We start from the raw sequence: 23,524 nt of genomic DNA on the forward strand, positions 1-23,524 counted from the left end.
GGATCAAGCAGTACTACCTGCTGGCTATAGTCCGCTCACGGATTTTTAAGAACGGAGCAAACGCACACACCGGGGCGATGCAACTTTGGAATGACTTAGGGACATCTTGGCTCCCAGTCATCCACAGCGTTTTTAGAAGTGCTAACTGCCATAACAATAATGCACATGGAGTAGCGTCGATGACATCAGTAAACCAGTTCTGGCGCCGGGCAAAACTGCCCCTGGCGGTCAGTCTTGCCTCTACGCTCGCCGGGCCAGCATTCGGCGTCAGTTTCAACGTTGGTGAAATCGAAGGTCAGTTCGACTCGTCCCTGTCGGTCGGTGCCAGTTGGTCTACTGAAAGTGCCAACAAGAACCTCATCGGCGTCAACAACGGCGGCCGTGGCCTGTCCCAGACTTCCGACGACGGTCACCTGAACTTCAAGAGCGGCGAAACGTTCTCCAAGATCTTCAAGGGCATCCATGACCTCGAATTGAAATATGGCGATACCGGCGTTTTCGTCCGTGGCAAATACTGGTACGACTTTGAACTCAAGGACGAAAGCCGTCCGTTCAAAGACATCAGCGACAGCAACCGCAAGGAAGGCGCCAAGTCCTCCGGCGGCCAGATCCTCGACGCCTTCGTCTACCACAACTATTCCGTTGCCGATCAGCCGGGCTCCGTGCGTCTGGGCAAGCAAGTAGTGAGTTGGGGCGAAAGTACCTTCATCGGCGGCGGTATCAACTCGATCAACCCGATCGACGTGTCTGCGTTCCGTCGTCCAGGTGCCGAGATCAAGGAAGGCCTGATCCCGGTCAACATGTTCTACGTGTCCCAGAGCCTCACCGAGAACCTCTCGACCGAAGCCTTCTACCAGCTCGAATGGGACCAGACCGTTACCGACAACTGCGGCACCTTCTTCTCGCAACCGGATGTGATTTCGGATGGCTGCGACAACAACCTGGCCGTACTGCGCACCCGTAACGGACTCAACAGCGCACTGACGGCTGCGGGGCTGCCGGCTTCGTTGCGTAATGCCAGCATCAACACCCTGGCTGCCAGGGGCGTGACCTGGGGTGACCCGGATGAAGGCGTCATCGTTCGTCGCGGTCCGGATCGCGATGCCCGTGACAGCGGTCAATTTGGCGTGTCCTTCAAATACATGTTCGATCCGCTGGACACCGAGTTCGGCGCCTACTTCATGAACTACCACAGCCGTGCGCCGATTTTCAGCGGCAAAGGTGCTCCGGCGAGCGCTTACAGCGCGGCGGGCCTGGTGGGCTCGCTGGTGGCCAGGGGTGTTCCACTCGCTGTCGCGCGTAACCTGGCACCGACCTTGTTGCCATTGAATGTGGCCGGTAACTCCAGCTACTACGTCGAGTACCCTGAAGATATTCGCCTGTATGGCTTGAGCTTCTCTACCACGTTACCCACAGGTACTGCGTGGAGTGGTGAAGTCAGCTACCGGCCGAATGCTCCGGTTCAGCTCAACACCACCGACATTCTCTTTTCCGGTCTGACACCTCTGAACCCTAACGTTTCCGTACTCCAGGGCACGCCAGGGGAGGATCAGAAAGGCTATCGTCGCAAGGAAGTGACCCAGCTCCAGACGACCCTGACTCACTTCTTCGACCAGGTGATGGGTGCCGAGCGACTGACCCTGGTGGGCGAGGTCGGCTTTACTCACGTGGGTGGTCTGGAAAGCACTAACAAAGCGCGTTACGGCCGTGACCCGAGCTACGGCCCGGGCCCGTTGCCAGGTGGGCAGTGCCAGACATTGAACAGCGGCACCCTGGCCGGCGGACCACAAAACAACGTGAGTCGCTACTGTGAAAACGACGGGTTCACCACTGCAAACTCCTGGGGTTACCGCGGTCGTGCCATCTGGGAATACAACGACGTATTCGCCGGTGTAAACCTCAAGCCGAACGTGGCCTGGTCCCATGACGTGGAAGGCTACTCGCCTGGCCCTGGCGGCAACTTCGAGGAAGGTCGCAAAGCGGTGAGCCTGGGCGTCGATGCCGAGTACCAGAACACCTACACCGCGAGCCTGGCTTACACCAACTTCTTTGATGGCAAGTACACCACCGTCGATGACCGCGACTTCGTTGCGCTCAGCCTCGGCGTGAACTTCTAAGCACTGCATTATCAGGACGAACACACCTATGAAAATAACAAAGAGTCTGTTCCACGTCGGTGTTCTGGGGCTTTCGCTGCTGGCGACCGGCGTCATGGCGGCGGTCCCTGCGGCCGAAGCGGACAAACTGGGCAAGAGCCTGACCCCGATGGGCGCCGAGATGGCGGGCAATGCTGACGGATCGATCCCGGCCTGGAAGCCGATGGCGAAAAACGCCGGCACCGCCGACAGCAAAGGTTTCCTGTCCGACCCGTTCGCCAGTGAAAAACCACTGTTCACCATCACCGCGCAGAACGTCGACCAGTACAAGGACAAACTCGCACCGGGCCAGTACGCGATGTTCAAGCGCTACCCGGAAACCTTCAAGATGCCGGTCTACCCGTCCCATCGCGGCGCGACCGTGCCGGATGCCGTGTTTGCCTCCATCAAGAAAAACGCCACCGCCACTAACCTGGTGTCCGGCGGCAACGGTCTGGAGAACTTCGAAACCGCCGTTCCATTCCCGATTCCGAAGACCGGCGTCGAAGTCATCTGGAACCACATCACCCGCTATCGCGGTGGCAGCGTGACTCGTCTGGTGACCCAGGCCACGCCTCAGCCGAACGGCTCGTACAGCCTGGTGTACTTCCAGGACCAGTTCGTGTTCCGCGACAAGATGAAGGACTACGATCCGGCGAACCCGGGCAACATCCTGTTCTACTTCAAGCAGAAAGTGACCGCTCCGGCACGTCTGGCCGGTGGTGTGCTGCTGGTGCACGAAACCCTCGACCAGGTGAAGGAACCACGTTCGGCGTGGGTCTACAACGCCGGTCAGCGTCGTGTTCGTCGCGCACCACAAGTGTCCTATGACGGGCCGGGTACCGCAGCCGATGGCCTGCGTACCTCCGACAACCTGGACATGTACAACGGTGCACCGGATCGTTACGACTGGAAGCTCGAAGGCAAAAAAGAGATGTACATCGCCTCCGACAGCTACAAGCTCGACTCGCCGCAACTCAAGTACGACGACATCATCAAGGCCGGTCACATCAACCAGGACCTGACTCGTTACGAGCTGCGCCGGGTCTGGCATGTGGTGGCTACCTTGAAGGAAGGTCAGCGCCACATCTATGCCAAGCGTGACTTCTACATCGACGAAGACACCTGGCAAGCGGCCGTGATCGACCACTACGACGGTCGTAATCAACTGTGGCGTGTGGCGGAAGCTCACTCCCAGAATTACTACAACGTTCAAGTGCCGTGGTACACCCTGGAAACCTTGTACGACCTGCAATCGGGCCGCTACCTGGCACTGGGCATGAAGAACGAAGAGAAATCGGCGTATGACTTCGGCTTCACCGCCACCACCAGCGACTTCACTCCGGCGGCTCTGCGCCAGGATGGTGTTCGCTAAGCTGCCCTGAACAGAGGCCGCATCCTCGAGAAACGCCCCGACTGGTTCGGGGCGTTTTTTTTGTCCGGGATTTGGCCAATGGATTTTCGGTGCCTGTGATGGCCTCTTCGCGAGCAAGCCCGCTCCCACATTTGATCTCCAGTGTTCACAGATGTTATGCCCACCGAAGATCAAATGTGGGAGCGGGCTTGCTCGCGAAGGGTGCGACACGGGTTGTCAGAAAACTCCTTCTGCAGACCGGCAACTTCTGCTTGTATTCTTTTTGTAGCCATTTGTAGCAATAACCTTCATTCCCTCTTCGTTTACCGCTAGGCTGCGGACATCTGCAACGCCGCCAACCGCCATTCAAACAAGAGCCGGCCATGACTGATCTGTCCCCACACCCGGGCCCTGCAAACGTTGCCGTCGCGGCACTGGACGGGCGTTTTTTTCGGCCTCCGTTGCCCGACGGCCATGTGCTGCGGCCTCGTCTGTGCGAGCGCCTGAGTGCGGGTCTCGGTGGCAGGCTTTTGCTGGTCAGCGCACCGGCGGGGTTTGGCAAGAGTTCGTTGGCGGTTGAGTTCTGCCAGGGCTTGCCGGCTCACTGGCAAAGTCTGTGGCTGGGGTTGAGTCCGCGAGACAGCGATCCCGGTCGTTTTCTCGAGCGGTTGCTCGAAGGCCTGCAGGACTTTTTTCCGCAACTGGGCAGCAAGTCCCTGGGCCTGCTGAAAATGCGCCAGCGGCATCAACCGTTTGCCTTTGAAGAATGGCTGGACGGTTTGCTCGATGAGTTGGCCGTGCACCTGTCTACGAGTACGCCCCTGCTGTTGGTGCTGGATGACTACCATCTGGCGCAGGGTCCGGTTCTCGATCGCTGCCTGCAATTTTTCCTCAATCACCTGCCTGACGGCTTGCTGGTCATGGTCACCAGTCGGCAGCGGCCGGACTGGCATCTGGCGCGCCTGCGGCTGTCGCGGCAACTGCTCGAGTTGAATGAACAGGATTTGCGCCTGACTCACGATGAAGCCCTGACCCTGCTTGATCGGCACAGCAGTTCCTTGCGCGGCGAAGCGCTGGAGAGTCTCATCCAGCGCAGCGAAGGTTGGGTTGCCGGACTGCGTTTCTGGCTGTTGGCAGCGTCTGAAGCGGGCGCCCAGGGTGCTTTTCCGCAGGCCTTGCATGGCGGGGAAGGGCTGATCCGCGATTATCTGCTGGAAGAAGTCATCGATTGTCTGCCCGCCGAGGTGCAGTCATTCCTTTACGACACCGCACCTCAGGAACGCTTTTGCAGTGAACTGTGCGACGCCGTTCGCGAAGCCCATGACAGTGCCGAGATCCTGCGTTTTCTGCTGGCCCATCAGGTGTTCCTGGTGCCACTGGATGAAAACGGTCACTGGTATCGCTACCACCATTTGTTTTCCGACCTGTTGCGCACCCGGCCTACCGCGCAAGCGATGGTGCCGGCGGCCAGCCTGCACCTGCGCGCCTGTCGCTGGTTCAATGCCCAGGGGCTGCTCGATGAAGCGGTTGAGCAGGCGTTGCGTGCCGGGCACCTGGACGTCGCGGCGAACCTGGTGCAGAACCTGTCCGAAGAACAACTGCTGGCCGAACAGAACGTCGGCATGTTGCTGCGCTGGAAAATGGACTTGCCCGACAGCCTGCTGATCAGCACACCACGGCTGATCGTGCTGTACAGCTGGGCGTTGGGGCTGGCCTGTCAGCTGGACGCCGCCGAGGAGCTGGCCAGTCATTTGAGCCGCTTCCTGCCGGCCCCGTCGGCCACTGCGCAAAAATCCATGCTGGCGCAATGGCTGGCCCTGAGCGGGATCATCGCTCGCGGGCGCGGCAATCGTGAGCTGACGCTGCTCTATTGCACCGAAGCGCAGGAGAGCCTGCCCGCCAAACGCTACGGTCAGCGCCTGATGTGCCTCTCGACCCTGTCCAACCTGGCCATTGCCGACGGCGACTTGTGGCGTGCACGCGGGTTGAACCGTGAGTCTCTGGAGTTGGCGCAACGGGTCGGCAACCCGCTATTCGAAGCGCTGGCTCATTACGACCGCGCTCGTGTGCTGCAGGCGCGAGGGGAAATCCTTCGTGCGCTGGATGAGGTGCGCCAGGGGCTGCAACGCCTGCAAGGGTTATCCCCGCAACGGCTGTATGCCGTCCGCGCCCGACTGACTTTGTACGAAGGTTTTTTGTTAGCCCTGCGCTTGCAGCCCCAAGCCGCACGGGCACGCTTGCAAGCCGGTTTGAATGAAGCACGCGCCTGTCGTGATATCAGCGTATTGATCGGTCACTGCGTGATCGCCAGGCTTGAGGGCAGCAGCGGCGAATACGCCAAAGCCTTCGCCGAACTCGCCGAAGCCGAGCGCCTGATGCACATCTGGGACGTGCCACCGATCTACTACCTGGCGATGATCACCCTGGTCAAATGCGAACTCTGGCTGGCTCAGGGGCGAACCGATCTGGCCGAAGCCTGGCTCGCTCGCTTGGGGCAGACCTATAACGGCGAACACGCAGCAGCCCCTCCGGAATTTCATCCGCAACTGCCGCTGCATATCGAGTTGCAGCAAGCCTTGCTGGAGGTCATTCAGGGACAGCCGATGCTGGCCGAAGGACGATTGAACGCGTTGCTTGAGCATGGGCAGCAAACCGGCAGGCAGCTGCTCAGCGTGATGGCGCTGACTCAGAAAGTGACGTTATTGCTGGGGTGCGGACGCGAACCCGAGGCCCGCAAGGCACTGAGTCAGGCGCTGGAAGCGGCGGCCGGTGGAGTGCTGCAGCCGTTTGACAGGTTGTTGGCTGAACATCCGGACTGGCTGCGTAGCCAACTTCAACTCGGTGTGCCGACGCCCGTTTCACAGAGTCTTTCAGAACAACTTCCGACAGTCGCAGCCCGTCCCACAGTGGAGTCATCCGCCGCAGCGGAACAACTCAGTACGCGGGAAATGGCTGTCCTGCGACTGATCGCCCAGGGGTGTTCAAATCAGGAAATCAGCGATCAGCTGTTTATCTCGCTGCACACGGTGAAAACCCATGCCAGCCATATCAACAGCAAGCTTGGGGTGGAGCGGCGAACGCAAGCGGTCGCCAGGGCGAAAGACTTGGGTGTATTGCAGTAATCGCCGTTTGAAGACCTCTGAAACAAGTTGGGCCTTGCGATCAGAGGTTTTCGGTCATTTCTCCTCTGAGACAGTCACTCCGGATGTCTGCCCCACGTCGATGGAGTGCTTCAGGATCGACAGTAAGCCTATGGAGCAGTCATCTTCGGTTTGACTGGCAATGGACTGTTGCAAGTTGTCACCCAACACGTCCCTCATTTTTTTTCTGGGCAACGTTGCATTCCACTCCAGCAGCTTTTGGATCGCCGGGGCGGGGACGCCGCTGGATTTGTCATAGAGACTTTGCGCGGTGCCGTCGCTCATGATCGCGAAGCCAGTCGTGGCTTCGATTTGCCCACGGTACAACCTGAGCCGCGACGCCGCTTTATGGTCAGTCAGCAACGGGACGGTACTGGCCGACTCACCATTTTCCGGATGAGAAAGGGCCAGAAGTTGACCGCCCGCATCAACGCTTGCGATGACGCCATCGCCCAAGTGACCTGCGAGGTAGCGGCCTTGTGAGTAAGCGACAAACGACAAGGTACAGGCCAGGTCGTTGATATCGCCGCCAAGTTTTGCAGCTTTGCGTCTGAACGCGTCCAGGCAGCGATTAACCAGGCGCTGGGCTGCCTTCGCGTTGTGTTTGTCCATGTTTTGCCAGAGGCTTTCAAAGTTTTTGCAAACAAAAGCCAGGGTCGCCGTGACCGCTACTTGGGCGCCGATATCGGATCTGGCTCTGGAGCCAGCCCCAACCGCCAATGAAATGCAGGTCACCTCGTTGGACTCCCTGGCCGCGACATAGTCCTGGCAAGGCGTTTGAGTGCTGAGGTGCTCGCGTCCTGCCACATACGCGCAGGCCGTTTTACAGCTGAAGTCTTCCGGATTCTCAGGCATGGTTCAGACCTGCGCCCAGGCTTCGATACCTTTACTGTCCTGACGAAGGAGATAGTCTTCTTGCATGGAATTATCCTTTTGGGCTGAGCGTTACAAAAAACGCTTCAAGAGTCGTTTGAACCAGACATTGGCTTCCTGCCGTCTTGTTTCAATTTAGGCGCGGCGCGAGGATAACCTATCAATTTTGCGGATCATAACCGCAGTACCCAGCCCTGGCACCAGGATTAAACGCATGCAAACCCCGAATACAGCCCTCATCCGAGAAACCTTCCCCGTCGGCCCTTTGCAGTGCAACTGCACGATCATCGGCGACCCGATCACCAAAAAGGCCATCGTGGTGGATCCGGGCGGTAATCATGAACTGATCCTCGCGCGGCTCGACGCGCTGGGCCTGAAGGTGGTCAGCATCATTCATACCCATGCGCACCTCGATCACTTCCTGGCGTCCGGTCAGTTGAAGGAGAAAACCGGCGCAACCCTGCATCTGCATAAAGAAGATCAATTTTTGTGGGACAACCTGGAGATGCAGTGCCAGATGTTCGGTGTCCCTTATACGCCGGTGCCGCCGCCGGATCGCTGGTTGGCCGATGATGAAGAACTGGCCTGCGGTTGCGGCGTGGCGTTGCATACGCCGGGTCATACGCCGGGTCATACGCCGGGTTCCATGAGCTTTTGGTTTTCAGAGGCTAAGCTGCTGATTGCCGGTGACACGCTGTTTCGTCGAGGGGTAGGGCGCACGGATTTGTGGGGTGGCGATCAGGCGACCATCGTGCGGTCGATCAAGCAGCGGCTGTATACCCTCGACGAAGAGGCGACGGTGGTGACCGGGCATGGTCCGGACACACGTCTGGGCGATGAAATGCGCGAGAACCCTTTTGTGCGGGCGTGATATCTAACGTTGTGAGGGGCGTGGCGGAATTATTTTCATCCGCAATGATCCAACGCCCGCAAAGGTTTAATGCCTTAGTCCGTTGCACCACAGAATGCAAAAAGTAGGAGCTCTTCATGTTCACCAAGCAGCGTTTGATTATTGTCGCTACGGCTGTGGCCTTGCTGTCTGGCTGCGCCACGCCTAACCCTTACGACAACCAGGGCCAGGCCGACAGTGGTTCCACGGGCATGAGCAAAACCGCTAAATACGGTGGCCTCGGCGCTTTGGCCGGTGCTCTGGCCGGTGCTGCCATCAGTCACGATAACCGTGGCAAGGGCGCGCTGATTGGCGCTGCGGTGGTGGGTGCTTCCGCTGCCGGTTACGGTTATTACGCCGACCAGCAAGAGAAAAAGCTGCGCGCCAGCATGGCCAACACCGGGGTGGAAGTGCAGCGCCAGGGTGATCAGATCAAACTGATCATGCCGGGCAACATCACCTTCGCCACTGATTCGGCGAACATCGCGTCGGGTTTCTATCAGCCGCTGAACAATCTGGCGGGCTCGCTCAAGGAGTTCAGTCAGAACCAGATCGAGATCGTCGGCTATACCGACAGCACCGGCAGCCGCCAGCACAACATGGATCTGTCCCAGCGTCGCGCCCAGAGCGTGGCGACTTACCTGACGTCGCAGGGCGTGAGCGGTGCCAACCTGTCGGCTCGCGGTGCCGGGCCGGATAACCCGATTGCCAGCAACGGTGACGTCAATGGCCGGGCGCAGAACCGCCGGGTCGAGGTCAACCTGAAGGCGATTCCGGGTCAGCAGTATGGTGGTCAGCAGCAAGGTACCGTTCAGCAGTATCCATAATCGTCTGACTGAACCCCAGGCGTAAAAAAGCCCGCCCGATCCTGAACAGATCGGGCGGGCTTTTTTTGTGTCGCCAGTTGTGGCCCCATCGCGAGCAGGCTCGCTCCCACAGTTGAAATGCGTTCCCCTGTGGGAGCGAGCCTGCTCGCGATGGGGCCAGAGCAGGCAACAAAAAAACATCAGCAATTAAAAAGCCCCCGGACAAATCACTCATCCGGGGGCTTTTTCATGTCGCGCGAAACCTGATTACTTCTTCAGGCCGTAATGCTCATCGAGCATGCCCGGCGCGTTCGGGGCTTTGGGGGCGTAGTCGCGAGGCGGCTCCTGATTGCGCGGCGGCGTCAGGCGTTCCCGTGGGGCGGTTGCCGCATCGGCGTGCAGCGCGGCCAGCAGGCGTTGGCGGGTTTGCTCGTCCAGGGCCAGGCGGTTGGCGCCCTCGGCGAGGTGATCCTGCACTTCCTGATAGCTCTGAGTCAGCTTCTTGACCAGTGTTGCAGTGCTGTTGAAGTGGGTGACCACCTCGTTCTGATAACTGTCGAAACGTTCCTGAATGTCATCCAGCTGACGTTGTGTGCTGCTAGGCGCGGCATTCGGCACCAGGCGAGCGATCAGGAAACCAATGGCGACACCCACAACCAGGGCAAGAGTCGGCAACAACCAAACTAAGAGCGAGTGTTCCACGAGTCCTTCCTCTATAAACGGCTTTGCTTTACGTTAACGGCTCGAACCTGCGCTGTATACCGCGATTCACTCGCAATAGATTGGCACAGACAATTTGCTAGACGAGTCGACCCGATTTGAGGTCACGGAGTTCCTTCCTTGCTTATGCGCGAAACCCCTGTAGTGATTGATGGCCCGGTCGGCCAACTGGAAGCACTTTACCTGGACAGTGACCAGCCCCGTGGCCTGGCGCTGATTTGCCACCCGAACCCGGTGCAGGGCGGCACCATGCTCAATAAAGTCGTCTCGACCTTGCAGCGCACTGCGCGTGACGCCGGTTTGATTACTTTGCGTTTCAACTACCGTGGCGTGGGTGCCAGTGAAGGCGCGCACGACATGGGCACCGGCGAAGTCGACGATGCCCAGGCGGTCGCCGAATGGCTGCGGGCCAAACATCCAGACTTGCCGCTGACCCTGTTCGGTTTCTCCTTCGGCGGTTTTGTTGCCGCCAGTCTCGGCGGACGTCTGGACGCGAAGGGCGAACAACTGAAACATTTGTTCATGGTCGCACCTGCTGTCATGCGTCTCGGCGATCAGGATCAACTGCCGCAACACGGCGAGCTGACCCTGATCCAGCCAGAAACCGACGAAGTCATCGACCCGCAAGCTGTCTACGACTGGTCCGAGAAACTCGAGCGCCCCCATGAGCTGCTGAAAGTGGCAGAATGCGGACACTTTTTTCATGGCAAGCTGACCGATCTCAAGGATCTGATCCTGCCGCGTCTTTCGAATTGATTGCAGTCTGACAAGCGATTACCCATGACGACTCGTACCCGTATCCTCACCGGCATCACCACCACCGGCACGCCGCACCTGGGCAACTACGCCGGCGCCATCCGCCCGGCGATCATCGCCAGCCGTGACAGCAATGCCGATTCGTTCTACTTCCTGGCCGACTACCACGCCCTGATCAAATGCGATGACCCGCTGCGCATCCAGCGCTCGCGTCTGGAAATCGCCGCGACCTGGCTGGCCGGTGGCCTGGATGTGGAGCGCGTAACGTTCTACCGCCAGTCCGACATCCCGGAAATCCCTGAGCTGACCTGGTTGCTGACCTGCGTCGCCGCCAAGGGCCTGCTCAATCGTGCCCACGCCTACAAGGCCTCGGTGGACAAGAACGTCGAAACCGGCGAAGACCCGGACGCCGGCATTACCATGGGCTTGTACAGCTATCCGGTGCTGATGGCTGCGGACATTCTGATGTTCAACGCCCACAAGGTGCCGGTTGGTCGTGACCAGATCCAGCACGTGGAAATGGCCCGTGACATCGGTCAGCGCTTCAACCATCTGTTCGGTCAGGGCAAAGAATTCTTCACCATGCCCGAGGCACTGATCGAAGAAAGCGTCGCCACGCTGCCAGGCCTCGACGGTCGCAAGATGTCGAAGAGCTACGACAACACCATTCCGTTGTTCAGCAGCGCCAAGGAAATGAAGGACGCGATTTCGCGGATCGTCACCGACTCCCGTGCGCCGGGCGAGGCGAAAGATCCGGATAACTCGCACCTGTTCACCTTGTTCCAGGCCTTCGCCACCCCGGCGCAGTCCGACGAATTCCGCAGCGAACTGTTGCAGGGCCTGGGTTGGGGCGAGGCGAAGAATCGTCTGTTCCAGTTGCTCGACAGCGAGCTGGGTGAGTCCCGCGAGCGTTATCATCAGCTGATTGAACGCCCGGCGGACCTGGAAGACATGCTGCAGCTCGGCGCCAAAAAGGCTCGCTCGGTGGCGACACCGTTCCTCCACGAACTGCGTGAAGCGGTGGGTCTGCGCTCTTTCGTCGCTCAGACTCAAGTCGCTGCCACCACCAAGAAAAAAGCCGCGAAAGCCGCTCGTTTTGTCAGTTTCCGCGAAGAAGACAGCAGCTTCCGTTTCCGTCTGCTGGCGGCCGATGGCGAGCAGCTGCTGTTGTCGCGCAACTTCGCCGACGGCAAAACAGCAGGTCAAGTGACCAAGCAGTTGCAATCGGGTCAACCGTTGGATGTGCGTAGTGAAGACCGGAGTTTCAGCGTCTGGCTGGAAGGCGAGTGCGTGGCCGACAGCCCGACGTTTGCTGACGACGTCGCTCGCGACGTCGCCATCGACACCTTGCGGGTTGCCCTGACCCCGGTTCAGGAATAATCAACGGCTCAGTCCGACCAAGGGCTGATTGCCATTCCCACGGGCCGTCGCTACAGTGACGGCCCGTTTTTGTTGCCTTGCTAACGAATTATGACGCCCCTAGAACGATATCAAGCTGATCTGAAACGCCCGGAATTCTTCCATGACGCCTCGCAGGAAACTGCGGTGCGCCACTTGCAGCGCCTGTACGACGATCTGGTCGCGGCCTCGCACAGCAAACCGAGCCTGTTTGGCAAACTGTTTGGCAAGAAAGACGCAGCACCGGTCAAGGGCCTGTACTTCTGGGGCGGCGTCGGCCGTGGCAAGACCTATCTGGTCGACACCTTCTTCGAAGCGCTGCCGTTCGAGGAAAAGGTCCGCACTCACTTTCACCGCTTCATGAAGCGCGTGCACGAAGAGATGAAGACCCTCGGCGGCGAGAAAAACCCGCTGACCATCATCGCCAAACGTTTCTCTGACGAAGCCCGGGTGATTTGTTTCGATGAGTTCTTCGTGTCCGACATCACCGACGCGATGATCCTCGGCACGCTGATGGAAGAGCTGTTCAAGAACGGCGTGACCCTGGTCGCGACGTCGAACATCGTGCCGGACGGTCTGTACAAGGACGGCCTGCAACGTGCGCGCTTCCTGCCGGCCATTGCGCTGATCAAGCAGAACACCGAGATCGTCAACGTCGACAGCGGCGTCGATTATCGTCTGCGTCACCTTGAGCAGGCGGAGCTGTTCCACTTCCCGCTGGATGATGCGTCCCACGAAAGCCTGCGCAAGAGCTTCCGTGCCCTGACGCCGGAATGCACGGCAGCCATCGAGAACGATGTGTTGATGATCGAGAACCGCGAAATCCGTGCCGTGCGCACCTGCGATGACGTGGCCTGGTTCGACTTCCGCGAACTCTGCGACGGCCCGCGCAGCCAGAACGATTACATCGAACTGGGCAAGATCTTCCACGCCGTGTTGCTCAGCGGTGTCGAGCAGATGAGCGTCACCACCGACGACATCGCCCGACGCTTTATCAACATGGTCGACGAGTTCTACGACCGCAACGTGAAACTGATCATTTCCGCTGAAGTCGAGCTCAAAGACCTCTACACCGGCGGTCGCCTGAACTTCGAGTTCCAGCGCACCCTGAGTCGTCTGCTGGAAATGCAGTCTCACGAATTCCTGTCCCGGGCACACAAGCCGTAGGACATTTCGGTAAATGAAAAAGGCCTGCATTGCAGGCCTTTTTTGTGCGCAGTAGATCCCTACTGTCTGCTGGACCCCTGTGTCAGTCTTCTAAGAGATACCGCGCCAGTTCATCTTCTCGTTGGCAGCCAATGAGCAGCCACAGCAAGACCCGGGCTTTGCGCGGGCAGAGGAATCCGGCCATCGATGCACCTTTACGAATCAGGTCCATCTCGCCGCCAATAAAGCCGTAGGAAGATTGCGCGGTGGAACCGGAACCGGTCCGGGTTGCGATGATCACCGGGATTTTCTTGGCAATGTGCTTGATAACCTCGGCCCAACTCTCCGAAACATGTCCAGCACCGAAACCGCCGATCACCAGTCCGTCATAGCCAAGTTCGAGGATGTTCTCCAGTAACAGCGTGTCGGCAGAGAGCGACGCCTCCAGCATCGCAACCTTCTGTGTGGTCTGTTGCGGCAACGGCAAAACCGTTCGATGGGCCGGTGGGCGCACATAGCGGACGACGTTTTCGACGAGCATGCCGGCGGGGCCAAAGACTGGAGAGGAAAACGCCTGCACTGCCAATGAATCGGTTTTACGCACGCGGCATGCCGGGTGAATCTGCCCGTTCATGACCACCTGAACGCCTCGCAGTCGACTGTCTTCAGCCAGTGCGACTCGGCAAGCATCCAGCAGATTTGCCGGACCATCAGCCCCCGGCTGGGCTGCCGAGCGCATGGCACCGGTCAGGATCAGCGGTTCTTCGTGGTCCCACAAATGGTCAAAAAACGTGGCTGTTTCTTCAAGCGTGTCCGTGCCCTGGGTAATGACGACACCGACGGCACCTTGCTTGATCTGGAAATTCGCCCAGGAAAGGGCACTCAGCAGAAAGTCGAAATCCAGTGAGGCACTGGGCAACAGTCCGAGCGTTTCTACGGTGACCCGTGCCAAGGTCGTCAACTCTGGCACCGAGGCCAGCAGGGTTTCGCCGCTGATGGTAGGGATTACCCCTTCGCCAGCGTTCCTGGCTTGCATGCTCACGGTGCCGCCGAGCGCTGCAATGGCCAGTTTGGGCAGGTCCATGTGATACCTCATTAGCGTGTGATGAGAGGTGGCTGTATCCGGATTTGAGTCCGTGATACAGCCCAGTCGCGACGTTTGTCAGCTGGCTACCAGCAGTCCAATAAACGGAATGATCAGCAACGTGCTGATAGCCATGGCCAGTACATTGCCGATGAAACCGTGCATGTCGGCCGGCAACCGCTTGGCAATCGCGCACGCCAGCGGTGGCGCAATCAGTGCCCCGAGCAGTGCGCTTGAGGCGATGACCTGCCAACTGCCGCCGTACGTCAGAACGGCCGCCGGTACGACTGACACCAACGGTACGTAGGTGGGATACCAGCCGCGCAATATCCATTGCTGACGCCAGATCACTACGCCTAGCGCCGAGGTTAACGCTTGCGCGGCGATCAGTTGGGGCAGCAAGCCCGTGCCATACACCGGGCTTGTGGGGTTCAAGGTGTAAGCCATCAAGGCGCCTGCGATCAAACCGAGACTGGCCCATTCATTGCCAAAGAACGGCGCTTCCGAAAAGTCGGCCAACACCCGGCGCAGGCTCCACACGACACCGTAATCGGGCGTTTTGGTGATGGCGGGTACGGGCACAGGGGAGGGCGGTTTCTTGGGTGGGGCGGACTTCACCAGGCTCGGCAGGTAACGACAGAGCAGAAAAGCGCCGACGCTGGCGACCGCCATGCCCGTGACATTGCCGATCACCGCCGGCAATCCGAGGGGGTTGCAGACGTAATTGACGATCAACAAGCACATCGGAGTGACGAACACGGCGCCCATGATTGCGCCATTGATTGTGACCTTCCAGCCGCCGCCAAATATCAGCACCATCGCCGCTGGCAACGAAACAAAGGCGGCAAACGTGGGTTGCCAACTGGTGGCCGTGACCGTCCAGCCCCACAGCAGGTTGCTCAACAACAGGCCCAGCAACGAGCTGGTAACGAGCCACGGCCATAATCCGCTGCCGTAGCAAATGGTAAAACCTTGCCAGGCTTTTCCCGTTCTATTCGCCCAGTAGGCCAGATAGGCGCCTGCAAGCAACCCGATCGAAGCGAACTCATGTTTGTAGAACGCCACCTCGCTGATGTCTCCCAGGACCCAACGCAGCCAGGCACTCGGCTCCGGGAGTCTCGATACCATGTGACTGTAGTCTGGCCAATGGGCTGACCAGGATGTCCGGAAGGTGAATGAAAGCCAGATGATCAGCAATGCCGTGCCGAGCATCAGCCAGATGATCGCCGTATCCAGTGGTGACCTGGCGGCGAGCCGGTTTTGCGTTTTTTCGTTTGCGGTTTCCATCAGTCATGCCCCCTTATCAGCGCGGCAGACAAGGGTGCTGGGTGTAACCGAGCATCTGATCGTAGAGATCGGCTCGACGATCGCGGTGCAAATCGTTCAGGTTGTTCCAGATGGGCGCGCTGCGCGAGCTGGTCAGGTCGATGTCGGCAAACAGGATTTCCTGTTTGTCCGCTGAAGCCACCTGGCCAATCGGCCAGCCGTTGGTGCCCGCGATCAGCGAGCAACCCAGGTAACGTGCACCTCGCTCTTCGCCGATCCGGCTCGCCGCCGCAATAAACACATTGTTGACGTGAGCCGCCGTCATCGTCAGGTACGACGCCATGCACTTGCCGGCGTCATCGAACAGGGGCGGCGGGGTCCACACCCAGTTGTTCAGGCTGCAAATGATGTCCGCGCCTTGCTGACTGAGGATTCGCGGCACTTCCGGGAACCAGATATCCCAGCAGATCAACATTCCGATACGGCCAATAGGCGTATCGAAAACTGGAAAGCCCAGATCTCCCGGTGTGAACCACAGCTTCTCCAGGTTCCACAAATGGGCTTTGCGATACTTGCCGATAAAACCGTCAGGCCCGACCAGAACGCCGGTGTTGAACAGCCGCATGCCATCGCGCTCGGTCAAGCCGGCCACCAGGTAAACCTTGTGCTGGCGGGCGAAGTCCACCCAGATTTGCACACTTGGCCCGTCGGGAATCACCTCCGAATGGTCGAACGCGTCTTGCCGATTGCTGAAGAAATAACCGGTGCTGCAAAGCTCGGGCAGCACGATGAGATTGGCACCGCCATTTACCGCTTCCAGGACCAACTCCAGACCATGACGCAGATTATCTGCACGTTTCTCTTTGCCGACTTGTGGGTCGAATTGCACGACTGCTACACGAACAGGACTTGTTGGCTCGCTCATTCTCGATGACCTCTTTTTTATTGTTATTCACGCTGTTTAGTTGCGTGTTTATAAGAGTTGAAATGGCATTTTTGCGTAAGTCAGCGGCTTCCGTTTGAGCTGTAGTCCGTGTCCGAAGATCGCGCAGGGCAGAGCGCCCGAATACTTCTGCCGGGGCGCAAGATGGCGTAATAGAGCGATTACGCAGAGACAGAACCAACGCGCAGGGCGCATTGGTTCCGAGAGGGAGCCGGGTGTCAGTTGCGGGTGCGGTAGTGTGGGTAGTCGCTCATGCAGAATCCGCCGTTGAATACCGCTGCGGTTTTATTGCAGATATGAATCACGGCATCCACGGCACCGCGAAAGCAGGGCTCTGTCCAGCCGGCATCGACTGAAAACGATTCGCCGGAAAAATACAGGCCGGACACATGCGAGAAATCCCGGTTGTACTTCATCAGGCTCACCGCGTCGTAATAAGTGCCGGGCCTGTATAACTTTGCGCAGCCCAAAGCGTTTCTGTCCGTCATCCAGCGTTGGACCACGGCATGTTCAGTTTTAATGTAGGGAGAAATCTTCTGCTGGATATTGGCGGAATTCATCAGTATCCGGTCAAGTTCCTCTACGCACTTCGCCACCAGTTCCTGGTCGTTAAACAACGCCAGTTTGGTGGCGTCATCTTCCCATGTGTAACTTAATAATATGCAGTCGTATGGATAATTCTCGTTATAGCGATAGCTGTATACGTCATGAATGAAACTGTCGGTCACAATGGCGTGGGGGATTCGGGTTTGGCTTGAAAGGAATGATTTGTTTAAGGGGGCGTACACTTTGCAACTTGTTTCCCAATGTGCTGTTTTGTAAGCGTTGATCATCGCGAATGGCAGCATCTGCTGATTGAAGTTTTCGAGTCGGATACCTGTTTCAATCAGCCATGAAGGCAGGGTCATGATGACAGCGTCAAAGTCATCGAACAGTTCCTGCGATTGACAGGGCTGGCTGAATTTCCATGTGTAGTACACGCGTACTTTTTGATCGTCCAGCTTCTTCAGTTTGTTGACGGATGAATCGGTGAGAAAACCGCCGCCTCTTTCAAGACAATGTTCGTAGAACGACGTGTGCGCGCTGTCGGTGTTCATGAACAGCAGGCATTCGTCCAGCGCCGCGAGGCCGATGTAGCGCGGACTGTCGAAAGGCAGACCCTTCGCATCGAGAACAGCGTCGCTGTGCAAGTAAGGCGCGGGAAGCGGTTCGCCGCACGAATCGACCCGACCGTGAACCAGTTGCAGGCGACTGCTGAATCCGAAAATGGCGGTGCGCAGCGGGTAGAGCGCGCACACGTCATAAAAAGCGCCCCAGCTACCATCGCCGATGCCGATCGAATAGAACAGGGTTGATTCATGCGAGGTCATTCCGACTCCGCCGAAATCCCCGGGTTTGTCCTTGTTCCAGGTTTCCAGCACAGCCATGCAGACCAGGTCGCGAAACGAAACACGCTCGTACCTTTCGACGATGGCCGCCCAGACCGCTTCCCACTCCTGCGTGGCGTAGATCAGCGCAATCTGGCGAGTCATCCTGGTGGCAAAGGCCTTCCACTTGGCATAAACCGTTTGCAGCGCCTCGTCGGGTGGAGGCGTCAAGCCGTCTTCATTCGTCCAGATCAACATGTGCGGATCCGCGCGACCACCCAGGCTGCCTTCCTGAAGATAAATGCCTGTCGAACTCACCCACTGACTTCCCGGATTGGGGAAGTCCGATAGCGCCAGGTCAAATGCCTTGGCGTAGTAAGCCATCAGCGATCGACCCTCTTTGGGTGGCTCGTTTTCTCTATTGAAGAATGGCAGGCGCATGGCGCCCATCTCGAAAGGTGTATGACTTTCTTTTATTGGATGGCTGCCATGGACGGTCAGGTGCCTGCCGCCAATGCGTGTGGATTGTTCTATCAGTGTCACGTCGGTAAAACCGCAACGATAAAGTTCTCGGGCAGCAGTGAGTCCGGTAACGCCTGCGCCAATGATGCATATTTTATGGGTGGGATCAGTTGCCTTTGCTACGCCGTGTTCCTGCTCAATTAACGCCCGGTAGTCAAAGCATAAGTCCGGCGGATTTGGGAATCGGCCTGACCATTTCTTTTTAGCCTGGAGATTTTCGGTCTTGTCGTTAAGTGAGAGAAGCTGGGAACTTGTATCTGTTGTCATTGTTGATCTTCCCTGAAATGCAATTCAGCTGGCGGGAAGAATAGAGTGGGTTTTCAGTCAGCGGCTCGCAAGCGTCCAAAGGACCAGTTCGGTACTCCGCATTCCGTTTTTCATGTAAGGGAAATAATCACGCGATCGTTAACTTTAAACGTTGTTGGTATTTGCAGTTTAATTCTGAAGCAGGCGCCGCCTGGCAGTTCCGTGACGACGCCTATATCAACAGTTATGCAGCCTGCTGAAACTGCTGTCGATACTGGTTCGGCGACAGCTCGGTGTGCTGGCGGAACAGCCGCGCGAAGAAGCTCGCATCGTCGTAACCGACTTCATAGCTGATGGTTTTGATGCTCTTGCGGCTGCCGGAGAGCAGACCCTTGGCGGTTTCGATGCGCAGTCGTTGCAGGTAATGCAGCGGCTTGTCGCCGGTAGCGGTCTGGAAGCGCCGCATGAAATTGCGGATGCTCATGCCGTGTTCGCGAGCCACGTCTTCGAAGCGGAATTTGTCGGCGAAATGTTCTTCGAGCCAGTGCTGGATCTGCAGGATGATCACATCCTGGTGCAGCTTCTGACCGCCGAAACCGATTCGTCCTGGCGAGTAGCTGCGCTGCACTTCATAAAGAATGTCCCGCGCCACGGCCTGGGACACGTTGGCGCCACAGAAGCGTTCGATCAGGTAGATGTAAAGGTCGCAGGCCGACGTGGTACCGCCTGCGCAATACAGGTTATCGGCATCGGTCAGGTGCTTGTCCTGATTGAGCTGAACCCGCGGGAAGCGTTCGGCAAACGCATTGAAGAAGCGCCAGTAAGTGGTCGCTTCCTTGCCGTCGAGCAGCCCGGCCTCGGCCAGCCAGAACACCCCGGTGGCTTCGCCGCAGAGCACTGCGCCGCGAGCATGTTGCTGGCGCAGCCAGGGCAGCACTTGTGGATAACGTTGGCAAAGGGTGTCGAAATCGTCCCAAAAGGCTGGAAGGACAATGATGTCGGCATTTTCCAGGCCGCCGTCCACCGGGATGATCACATCGCTGAAGCTGTTCACCGGTTTGCCGTCGGGGCTGACCAGGCGGGTTTCGAACGCCGGCGTCAGGCCTTGGCCCAGTTGTTTGCCGTAACGGAGGCTGGCCAGGTGGAAGAAATCCTTGGCTTGCATGAGGGTGGAAGCGAAAACCCGGTCGATAGCCAGGATGCTGACGCGCCGCAAGGGCGTGGAGACTTGGTTAGACATAATTCAACTTTATTCTTATAGGGGAAAGTGGTCACCAGACGGCTGGATCGTCTTATTTTTTGTCTGATGTGTCCAGTGTCCTGTATCGGATGCGGGGCATAGTCTCTGAAGGTCAATTCCGGCTAACAGTAACGACAGGTGCCGCATGATCCCCAGAACCTTGTTCAGTTCCGAGCACGAACTTTTTCGCGACAGCGTACGAACGTTCCTCGAAAAAGAGGCCGTGCCGTTTCATGGGCAATGGGAAAAACAAGGCTATATCGACCGCAAACTCTGGAACAAGGCAGGGGAGGCGGGGATGCTCTGTTCGCATCTGCCGGAAGAGTACGGAGGCCTGGGGGCGGACTTTCTCTACAGTGCGGTGGTGATCGAAGAGGTTGGTCGTCTCGGCCTGACCGGTATCGGTTTTTCCCTGCATTCGGACATCGTTGCGCCGTACATCCTGCATTACGGCAGTGAAGCGCTGAAACACAAATACCTGCCGAAACTGGTGTCTGGCGAGATGGTCACGGCGATTGCCATGACCGAGCCGGGTGCCGGTTCCGACCTGCAAGGGGTGAAAACCACCGCGGTGCTCGATGGCGACGAGTATGTGATCAACGGTTCGAAGACGTTTATCACCAACGGCTATCTGGCGGACCTGGTGATTGTCGTGGCCAAGACCGATCCGAAGGCTGGCGCGAAAGGCACCAGCCTGTTTCTGGTGGAAGCCGAAACCCCGGGCTTCGCCAAGGGCAAGCGTCTGGAAAAAGTCGGCATGAAGGCTCAGGACACCTCGGAACTGTTCTTCCAGGACGTTCGGGTGCCCAAGGAAAACCTGCTGGGGCAGGCCGGAATGGGCTTCGCTTACCTGATGCAGGAATTGCCCCAAGAGCGTCTTACCGTTGCCATCGGCGGGCTGGCTTCGGCTGAAGCTGCGTTGCAATGGACGCTGGATTACACCCGCGAGCGCAAGGCATTCGGCAAGGCGATCGCCGACTTCCAGAACACTCGCTTCAAACTGGCGGAGATGGCGACCGAGATTCAGATCGGTCGGGTCTTCGTCGATCGCTGTCTGGAACTGCACCTGCAAGGCAAGCTCGACGTGCCGACCGCGGCGATGGCCAAGTATTGGGGCACCGACCTGCAATGCAAGGTGCTCGACGAATGCGTGCAGTTGCATGGCGGTTACGGTTTCATGTGGGAATACCCGATCGCCCGGGCGTGGGCGGATGCGCGGGTGCAGAGGATTTATGCGGGGACCAACGAAATCATGAAGGAGATTATTGCGCGGTCGCTTTGACCTTGCGATGACTGTTAGACCGCCATCGCGAGCAGGCTCGCTCCCACAGGGATTGCGCAAAACCTGTGGGAGCGAGCTTGCTCGCGAGGGCTTTTTACCTGGCGATCAAGGTGCCGGATTCGGGTGATCCTTATGAATCGCCTCAATACCTTCCAGCACTTCATCGGAAAGTTTCAGATCGAAGCTGGCAATGTTGCTTTCAAGCTGCTCCATCGTCGTCGCGCCAATGATGTTGCTGGTCACAAACGGCTGCTGAGTGACAAACGCCAACGCCATTTGCGCCGGGTCCAGGCCGTGTTCACGCGCCAGTGCCACATAACGACTGCACGCTGCTTCCGACTGCGGGTTGAAATAGCGGCTGAAGCGGCTGTAGAGGCTCAGGCGGCCTTTAGGCGGACGCGCGCCACCTTCGTACTTGCCCGACAGGAAACCGAACGCCAGCGGCGAATAGGCGAGCAGGCCGCACTGTTCGCGGATGGCGATTTCCGCCAGGCCGACTTCAAAGCTGCGGTTGAGCAGGTTATACGGGTTCTGGATCGACACCGCGCGCGGCCATCCACGAGCTTCGGCCAGGGCGAGGAAGCGCATGGTGCCCCATGGCGTTTCATTGGACAGGCCGATGTGGCGGATCTTGCCGGCCTTGACCTGTTCGTCCAGCGCTTCGAGGGTGTCCTCCAGCGGCGTGAGGTTGGCTTCGGTCTGGTGTTTGTAACCGAGCTGGCCGAAGAAATTGGTGCTGCGCTCCGGCCAGTGCAACTGGTAGAGGTCGATGTAGTCGGTCTGCAAGCGCTTGAGGCTGGCGTCCACGGCTTCGGTGATGTGCTGGCGGTTGTGCCGCAGGTTTTTGTCGCGGATGTAGTCGATGGTGTTTCCGGGGCCGGCGATCTTGCTGGCCAGGATCCAGTCAGCGCGATCACCACGGCTTTTGAAGTAATTGCCGATGTAGCGTTCGGTGGTGGCGTAGGTTTCGGCCTTGGGCGGTACCGGGTACATCTCGGCGGTATCGATGAAATTGATCCCGGCACTCTTGGCCCGTTCAATCTGGGCGAAGGCTTCAGCCTCACTGTTTTGCTCGCCCCAGGTCATGGTTCCGAGGCAGATGGCGCTCACATTCAGATTGGTTCGGCCTAGCTGTCGATAGTCCATCGGGTGCTCCTTGGGCAAAACAATCATAAAAGCAGGTTGAATTATTTTTCGCAATCTGCATAATTGCGCACCTCTTTCTGCAGTGGAAGTGATGCGCCGCCGCCGAAGAATCTTGCCGTTGAACGGACGCGCCGACCCGAGCCCCCGAAAGCGTCTGTATCCGGCTGCCTTTGACTTGTCAAAGTACGCACTATTCAGTAAGATCCGCCGTCTAATTTACAGGGCGGCCCCTGAGGCTATAAAGAATGAAAACTTTTACTGCTAAACCGGAAACAGTACAGCACGACTGGTTTGTCGTCGACGCTGCAGGTCAGACCCTGGGTCGTCTGGCCACCGAAATCGCGAGCCGTCTGCGTGGCAAGCATAAAGCTGAGTACACTCCTCACGTTGACACCGGCGATTACATCGTTGTTATCAATGCCGAGCAGATTCGTGTAACCGGTGCTAAAACCACCGACAAAATCTACTACTCCCACTCCGGTTTCCCGGGCGGCATCAAGTCGATCAACTTCGAAAAGCTGATTGCTAAAGCCCCTGAGCGCGTGATCGAGACCGCGGTCAAAGGCATGCTGCCTAAGAACCCACTGGGTCGCGACATGTATCGTAAGCTGAAAGTCTATGCGGGCGCTGTACACCCTCATACTGCTCAGCAGCCCCAAGAACTGAAGTTTTAACGGAATAGTTCATTATGTCGGCGACTCAAAATTACGGCACTGGCCGTCGCAAGACCGCAACCGCACGCGTTTTCCTGCGTCCGGGTACTGGTAACATCTCCATCAACAACCGCACCCTGGAAAATTTCTTCGGCCGCGAAACTGCCCGCATGGTAGTTCGTCAGCCGCTGGAACTGACTGAGACTGTCGAGAAATTCGACATCTACGTCACCGTGATCGGTGGTGGTGTAAGTGGTCAAGCTGGCGCAATCCGCCACGGTATCACTCGCGCACTGATGCAGTACGACGAAACCCTGCGTGGCGCTCTGCGCAAAGCTGGCTTCGTTACTCGCGATGCACGTGAAGTTGAACGTAAGAAAGTTGGTCTGCGTAAAGCGCGTAAGCGTCCGCAGTACTCGAAGCGTTAATTCGCTTTTACGTTCAAAAAGAACGCCCAGTTTCCTCGCGAAGCTGGGCGTTTTTTTATGGGCGAGATTTATCAAAGAATTGCTCTGTGACAACTTGCCACAGCCGTAGAAGCCCTATACTGCAAGGCTT

Annotated in this window: 19 protein-coding genes; 11 read left to right on the plus strand and 8 right to left on the minus strand. The window is 58.0% G+C overall.

What is annotated here, in order from left to right:
- Window positions 1–179 precede the first annotated feature (179 nt).
- From ACMXYJ_RS06580 to ACMXYJ_RS06590, 3 genes are all read left to right on the plus strand, one after another.
- Complete coding sequence (locus tag ACMXYJ_RS06580; protein ID WP_415759176.1) at window positions 180–2,117, plus strand: DUF1302 domain-containing protein; 1,938 nt, start codon at window positions 180–182, stop codon at window positions 2,115–2,117.
- 28 nt (window positions 2,118–2,145) lie between these two features.
- On the plus strand, window positions 2,146–3,510 hold the full coding sequence (locus ACMXYJ_RS06585; protein WP_415759177.1) for a DUF1329 domain-containing protein: 1,365 nt from the start codon (window positions 2,146–2,148) through the stop codon (window positions 3,508–3,510).
- A gap of 362 nt (window positions 3,511–3,872) precedes the next feature.
- Window positions 3,873–6,611, plus strand: coding sequence for a LuxR C-terminal-related transcriptional regulator (locus ACMXYJ_RS06590; RefSeq protein WP_415759178.1), 2,739 nt, complete (start codon window positions 3,873–3,875; stop codon window positions 6,609–6,611).
- Between the two features lie 54 nt (window positions 6,612–6,665).
- On the opposite strand, the gene ACMXYJ_RS06595 is transcribed toward ACMXYJ_RS06590, so the two are convergent.
- Entirely contained in the window at window positions 6,666–7,484 is an 819-nt protein-coding gene (locus ACMXYJ_RS06595; protein WP_415759179.1) for a PP2C family serine/threonine-protein phosphatase, read from the minus strand.
- A 232-nt stretch (window positions 7,485–7,716) separates the two neighbouring features.
- On the opposite strand from ACMXYJ_RS06595, the gene ACMXYJ_RS06600 reads away from it, so the two are divergent.
- Both ACMXYJ_RS06600 and ACMXYJ_RS06605 read left to right on the plus strand, forming a co-directional pair.
- Window positions 7,717–8,373, plus strand: a complete 657-nt coding sequence (locus ACMXYJ_RS06600; RefSeq protein WP_415759180.1) for an MBL fold metallo-hydrolase — start codon at window positions 7,717–7,719, stop codon at window positions 8,371–8,373.
- A 116-nt stretch (window positions 8,374–8,489) separates the two neighbouring features.
- On the plus strand, window positions 8,490–9,218 hold the full coding sequence (locus tag ACMXYJ_RS06605; protein WP_415759181.1) for an OmpA family protein: 729 nt from the start codon (window positions 8,490–8,492) through the stop codon (window positions 9,216–9,218).
- A gap of 246 nt (window positions 9,219–9,464) precedes the next feature.
- Here the strand turns inward: ACMXYJ_RS06605 and ACMXYJ_RS06610 are convergent, their stop codons facing one another.
- The gene (locus tag ACMXYJ_RS06610; RefSeq protein ID WP_415759182.1) at window positions 9,465–9,899 is read right to left on the minus strand and encodes a YhcB family protein; all 435 of its coding nucleotides are present in this window, start codon (window positions 9,897–9,899) and stop codon (window positions 9,465–9,467) included.
- A 144-nt stretch (window positions 9,900–10,043) separates the two neighbouring features.
- On the opposite strand from ACMXYJ_RS06610, the gene ACMXYJ_RS06615 reads away from it, so the two are divergent.
- The 3 genes from ACMXYJ_RS06615 (at window position 10,044) to zapE (ending at window position 13,238) form a co-directional block, all read left to right on the plus strand.
- On the plus strand, window positions 10,044–10,673 hold the full coding sequence (locus ACMXYJ_RS06615; protein WP_415759183.1) for an alpha/beta hydrolase: 630 nt from the start codon (window positions 10,044–10,046) through the stop codon (window positions 10,671–10,673).
- 24 nt (window positions 10,674–10,697) lie between these two features.
- Complete coding sequence (locus tag ACMXYJ_RS06620) at window positions 10,698–12,053, plus strand: tryptophan--tRNA ligase (RefSeq protein ID WP_415759184.1); 1,356 nt, start codon at window positions 10,698–10,700, stop codon at window positions 12,051–12,053.
- Between the two features lie 90 nt (window positions 12,054–12,143).
- Window positions 12,144–13,238 carry a cell division protein ZapE gene (gene zapE, locus ACMXYJ_RS06625; protein ID WP_415759186.1) on the plus strand — a complete coding sequence of 365 codons (1,095 nt, stop codon included), beginning with the start codon at window positions 12,144–12,146 and terminating at the stop codon, window positions 13,236–13,238.
- Between the two features lie 82 nt (window positions 13,239–13,320).
- On the opposite strand, the gene ACMXYJ_RS06630 is transcribed toward zapE, so the two are convergent.
- From ACMXYJ_RS06630 to ACMXYJ_RS06650, 5 genes are all read right to left on the minus strand, one after another.
- On the minus strand, window positions 13,321–14,301 hold the full coding sequence (locus tag ACMXYJ_RS06630) for an asparaginase (RefSeq protein WP_415759188.1): 981 nt from the start codon (window positions 14,299–14,301) through the stop codon (window positions 13,321–13,323).
- Window positions 14,302–14,379: 78 nt separating this feature from the next.
- Entirely contained in the window at window positions 14,380–15,588 is a 1,209-nt protein-coding gene (locus tag ACMXYJ_RS06635) for a hypothetical protein (protein WP_415759189.1), read from the minus strand.
- Window positions 15,589–15,604: 16 nt separating this feature from the next.
- Window positions 15,605–16,492, minus strand: coding sequence for a nitrilase family protein (locus ACMXYJ_RS06640; RefSeq protein ID WP_415759190.1), 888 nt, complete (start codon window positions 16,490–16,492; stop codon window positions 15,605–15,607).
- A gap of 236 nt (window positions 16,493–16,728) precedes the next feature.
- Window positions 16,729–18,666 carry a flavin monoamine oxidase family protein gene (locus ACMXYJ_RS06645; RefSeq protein WP_415759191.1) on the minus strand — a complete coding sequence of 646 codons (1,938 nt, stop codon included), beginning with the start codon at window positions 18,664–18,666 and terminating at the stop codon, window positions 16,729–16,731.
- A gap of 223 nt (window positions 18,667–18,889) precedes the next feature.
- Window positions 18,890–19,786, minus strand: a complete 897-nt coding sequence (locus ACMXYJ_RS06650; protein WP_176471585.1) for a GlxA family transcriptional regulator — start codon at window positions 19,784–19,786, stop codon at window positions 18,890–18,892.
- 244 nt (window positions 19,787–20,030) lie between these two features.
- Here ACMXYJ_RS06650 and ACMXYJ_RS06655 point away from each other — a divergent pair, with 244 nt between their 5' ends.
- Window positions 20,031–21,167 (plus strand): acyl-CoA dehydrogenase family protein, encoded by a 1,137-nt coding sequence (locus ACMXYJ_RS06655; protein ID WP_415759192.1) that lies wholly within the window; start codon window positions 20,031–20,033, stop codon window positions 21,165–21,167.
- Window positions 21,168–21,272: 105 nt separating this feature from the next.
- On the opposite strand, the gene ACMXYJ_RS06660 is transcribed toward ACMXYJ_RS06655, so the two are convergent.
- The gene (locus ACMXYJ_RS06660; protein WP_415759193.1) at window positions 21,273–22,313 is read right to left on the minus strand and encodes an NADP(H)-dependent aldo-keto reductase; all 1,041 of its coding nucleotides are present in this window, start codon (window positions 22,311–22,313) and stop codon (window positions 21,273–21,275) included.
- A gap of 245 nt (window positions 22,314–22,558) precedes the next feature.
- Between ACMXYJ_RS06660 and rplM the strand changes: the two genes are divergently transcribed.
- Entirely contained in the window at window positions 22,559–22,987 is a 429-nt protein-coding gene (rplM, locus tag ACMXYJ_RS06665; protein WP_046048262.1) for a 50S ribosomal protein L13, read from the plus strand.
- A 14-nt stretch (window positions 22,988–23,001) separates the two neighbouring features.
- Entirely contained in the window at window positions 23,002–23,394 is a 393-nt protein-coding gene (gene rpsI / locus ACMXYJ_RS06670) for a 30S ribosomal protein S9 (RefSeq protein WP_003216038.1), read from the plus strand.
- Window positions 23,395–23,524 lie beyond the last annotated feature (130 nt).

This window comes from Pseudomonas arabinosi, from assembly GCF_047758675.1.
GTDB classification, from domain to species: Bacteria; Pseudomonadota; Gammaproteobacteria; order Pseudomonadales; family Pseudomonadaceae; genus Aquipseudomonas; species Aquipseudomonas arabinosi.

Bases quoted from the DNA above. Each gene is read 5' to 3' on its own strand.
- ACMXYJ_RS06580 (WP_415759176.1), top strand. From the start codon at position 180: ATGACATCAGTAAACCAGTTCTGGCGCCGGGCAAAACTGCCCCTGGCG.
- ACMXYJ_RS06585 (WP_415759177.1), top strand. From the start codon at position 2,146: ATGAAAATAACAAAGAGTCTGTTCCACGTCGGTGTTCTGGGGCTTTCG.
- ACMXYJ_RS06590 (WP_415759178.1), top strand. From the start codon at position 3,873: ATGACTGATCTGTCCCCACACCCGGGCCCTGCAAACGTTGCCGTCGCG.
- ACMXYJ_RS06595 (WP_415759179.1), bottom strand. From the start codon at position 7,484: ATGCCTGAGAATCCGGAAGACTTCAGCTGTAAAACGGCCTGCGCGTAT.
- ACMXYJ_RS06600 (WP_415759180.1), top strand. From the start codon at position 7,717: ATGCAAACCCCGAATACAGCCCTCATCCGAGAAACCTTCCCCGTCGGC.
- ACMXYJ_RS06605 (WP_415759181.1), top strand. From the start codon at position 8,490: ATGTTCACCAAGCAGCGTTTGATTATTGTCGCTACGGCTGTGGCCTTG.
- ACMXYJ_RS06615 (WP_415759183.1), top strand. From the start codon at position 10,044: ATGCGCGAAACCCCTGTAGTGATTGATGGCCCGGTCGGCCAACTGGAA.
- ACMXYJ_RS06620 (WP_415759184.1), top strand. From the start codon at position 10,698: ATGACGACTCGTACCCGTATCCTCACCGGCATCACCACCACCGGCACG.
- zapE (WP_415759186.1), top strand. From the start codon at position 12,144: ATGACGCCCCTAGAACGATATCAAGCTGATCTGAAACGCCCGGAATTC.
- ACMXYJ_RS06630 (WP_415759188.1), bottom strand. From the start codon at position 14,301: ATGGACCTGCCCAAACTGGCCATTGCAGCGCTCGGCGGCACCGTGAGC.
- ACMXYJ_RS06635 (WP_415759189.1), bottom strand. From the start codon at position 15,588: ATGGAAACCGCAAACGAAAAAACGCAAAACCGGCTCGCCGCCAGGTCA.
- ACMXYJ_RS06640 (WP_415759190.1), bottom strand. From the start codon at position 16,492: ATGAGCGAGCCAACAAGTCCTGTTCGTGTAGCAGTCGTGCAATTCGAC.
- ACMXYJ_RS06645 (WP_415759191.1), bottom strand. From the start codon at position 18,666: ATGACAACAGATACAAGTTCCCAGCTTCTCTCACTTAACGACAAGACC.
- ACMXYJ_RS06655 (WP_415759192.1), top strand. From the start codon at position 20,031: ATGATCCCCAGAACCTTGTTCAGTTCCGAGCACGAACTTTTTCGCGAC.
- ACMXYJ_RS06660 (WP_415759193.1), bottom strand. From the start codon at position 22,313: ATGGACTATCGACAGCTAGGCCGAACCAATCTGAATGTGAGCGCCATC.
- rplM (WP_046048262.1), top strand. From the start codon at position 22,559: ATGAAAACTTTTACTGCTAAACCGGAAACAGTACAGCACGACTGGTTT.
- rpsI (WP_003216038.1), top strand. From the start codon at position 23,002: ATGTCGGCGACTCAAAATTACGGCACTGGCCGTCGCAAGACCGCAACC.